The organism is Streptomyces sp. KLMMK, from assembly GCF_036961605.1.
GTDB classification, from domain to species: Bacteria; Actinomycetota; Actinomycetes; order Streptomycetales; family Streptomycetaceae; genus Streptomyces; species Streptomyces telluris.
Genome location: NZ_JBAMDC010000630.1, coordinates 1 through 2,319, shown reverse-complemented (window position 1 = coordinate 2,319; position 2,319 = coordinate 1). Strand labels below are relative to the sequence as shown.

General features: G+C 74.8%; 2 protein-coding genes. One reads left to right on the top strand and one right to left on the bottom strand.

Annotated features, from left to right (window positions below):
* Nucleotides 1-630 (top strand): phosphopantetheine-binding protein (locus tag V7793_RS36505; protein WP_336013973.1); only part of this gene is annotated, 630 nt, incomplete at its 5' end.
* Between the two features lie 70 nt (nucleotides 631-700).
* Here V7793_RS36505 and V7793_RS36500 read toward each other — a convergent pair.
* Nucleotides 701-2,319 (bottom strand): helix-turn-helix transcriptional regulator (locus tag V7793_RS36500; RefSeq protein WP_336013972.1); only part of this gene is annotated, 1,619 nt, incomplete at its 5' end.

The following is a 2,319-nucleotide window of genomic DNA, read 5'->3' as shown; positions in this document are numbered from 1 at the left end:
CGGCCCACCGAGGACGCGCCGCCCATGGTGCGGGCGCTCGGCGGCGCACCGGCCCGGCGGACCGCGCAAGCCGCTCCCGTCGTCGCCGGCGGGCAGCAGCCGATCGCCGCCCTCCCGCAGCGGCTCGCGGAACTGCCGCCCGCGGAGAGCAGGAAGCTGCTGCTGGAGACGGTGTGCGGGCACGTCGCCGACGTGCTCGGCCACGCACGCGCCGATGCCGTCGACCCGGAGCGGGGCTTCGGCGAACTGGGAGTGGACTCGCTGTCCGCCCTGGAGCTCCGCAACCGCATCGGCGCGGACACCGGGCTGCGCCTGTCGGCGACCCTCACCTTCGACTACCCGACCCCCGCCGCCATCGCCGGACACCTCTTCGGTGAACTGGCCGGGGACGCGCACGCACCCGTGCCGGACGCCGAGGCCGAAGTGATGCGCCTCGAAGCCCTGCTGGACGCCGCGGTCGTGGACGGGGAGCAGCAGGCCAGGGTCGCGGTGCGGCTGCGGGCCCTCACGGCGAGGTGGACCGGCGCCGGCCCCCGGGAGGAGGAGCGGGAGGGCGGACCGGGGCTGGAGACGGCGACCGCGGACGAGCTGTTCGGCATCCTGGACGACGAGCTGGAGACGTACAAGTGAGACGGCGGGCGGGCCGGGAACCTCTCAGGACTCCCGGCCCGCCCGCCGCGGCGAGGTGCGCCGCGTCCGCTCAGGCGCTGCCGCGCACCGCGGCCGACCGGGCCGCGGGGGCCGGGTCCGACGGCGTCGGTATCCGGTACTCGATCACCTTGGACGGCAGCTCGGTGCGGCTGGCGACGTTCAGCTTGCGGTAGACGCGCGTCAGGTGCTGCTCGACCGTGCTGATGGTGACGTGGATGCGGCTGCTGATCTCGCGGTTGGTGTAGCCGAGCGCGGCCAGCGCCGCGACCCGGCACTCCGCGTCGCTGAGGGCCGGTGCGGCGCCGGGGACCTCCGGCTCGGCCCGCTCCAGGCGGTTGCCGACCGGTGAATCGATCCGGCACACCGCGGCCTCCTGGGCGGCCTGCTGCGCCAGGAGCCGGGCGCGGGCGAACTCGCCCAGCTCGTAGTGGGCGGCGGACAGTTCGCCGTAGGCCAGGGCGAGCTCCAGCCGGTCGCCGCACGCCTGGAGCAGGTCGACCGATTCGCGTAGGAGGGCGGTGCGGTGGCGCAGCTGGCTCGCTCCGGCCAGGACGCGCAGGGTGATCGCGCGCGTGCGGGAGCCGAAGTTGCCGCGCAGCCTGAGCTGCTTCTGCGCCCAGTCCTTGGCGGCGCGCTGCTTGCCGATGCGCAGGTTCGCCTGGGCGAGGTCGGTCCGCCAGGGGATCCCCGCCTGCAGTTCCGGGCTGCGGTCCTGCATGAGCCGGCCGCAGGTCTCGAAGTCGTTGAGCGCGGCGAAGGCCCGCCCGGTGGCCAGGTAGTGATGTCCCCTGGCGCGCAGGTACTGCACGCCGAAGAGCGTCTGGAACATGCTGTCCGGCACCTTGCGCTGGAGCAGGTCCGCCGCGGCCTCGTGGCGGCCGAGGGCCGTGTACGCGAACAGGGCCGTCGACAGCGGCAGGCCGGCCAGCACGCCCCAGCCCTGCGGGTGCAGCAGGCCGAGGGACTCGACGGCCTTCTCCGAGGCGGTCTCCACGTCGCCCTGCAGCAGGGCGATTTCGGCCCGCACGGCGCCGAGGACGGCCTGCCAGGTGGTCGACTCGCGCCGCCCGGCGTCGGCCAGGAGGGACTCGCACACCTCCGCCGCGGTCGCGGGCCGGTCCGCATGCGCGATGACCATCAAGGAGATCGTGGTGAGTTCGAGCCGCAGGTCGCTGAGCTGGTGGGCCTGCAGGGCCTCGGCCACGTGCGTCACGGATTCGTCGGTGACGGTGCCGCCGGCCATGAGGGCGACGCTGGCCCAGAGGCTGCTGGTGTGGTCCGCCATGGTGGGTCCGAGGGGGCTCGTCCGGCCGGTGTCACCGCGCTGCGGGGCCCGCGGCACGCCGTAGAACCACTGTCTGACGAACTCCATCTCGGCCAGCAGCCGGGCGTCGGTCCGCGTGCGCAGGCCGCCTAACGCGCTGATCGTCTCCGCCGCGAGATCGGTATCGCCCTGCCAGAGCATGTGGCGCAGCACGGTGGCCGTGTCGCGGGTGTCCAGGGTGCCGCTGCGGGCGGCGGCGTACAGCGGGGCGAGGTGCGGGCCCGCGGCGGCCGGGTTGACCCGCCACACCGCCCGGGCCAGGGTCGCGGAGAGCGCGTGGCGTTCCTGCCGGTCCTTGCACTCCCGCAGGGCGAGCCCGAGGAAGCTCGCGGCCTCCTCGACGT